Source organism: Hydrogenovibrio sp. 3SP14C1, assembly GCF_029625905.1.
Lineage (GTDB): Bacteria > Pseudomonadota > Gammaproteobacteria > Thiomicrospirales > Thiomicrospiraceae > Hydrogenovibrio.
Genome location: NZ_JARTLM010000167.1, coordinates 1 through 263, shown reverse-complemented (window position 1 = coordinate 263; position 263 = coordinate 1). Strand labels below are relative to the sequence as shown.

1 pseudogene is annotated in these 263 nt (G+C 57.4%); it reads left to right on the top strand.

The features are described 5' to 3' along the window. Positions 1 to 263, top strand: a pseudogene (locus P8629_RS12095) (phosphoribulokinase); the annotation flags it as partial.

Sequence of the window (263 nt, the reverse complement as noted above, 5' to 3'; positions counted from 1 at the left end):
GGCACTACATCCATGCAGAGGACAAGCAGAAGATCGAAGCCGGTTACCGAGTGGGCACCTTTACCGAATGGCAGGCACTGCCCTGTGGTACCGACCTACTGTTTTATGAAGGGCTGCACGGCGGGTTGGTGACTCAGGAGTACGACATTGCCCGGCACGTGGATTTGCTGGTGGGCGTTGCGCCGACCATGAACCTGGAGTGGATTCAGAAGATCGATCGTGACACCAAGCTGCGTGGCTACTCACAGGAAGCGGTCATCGAC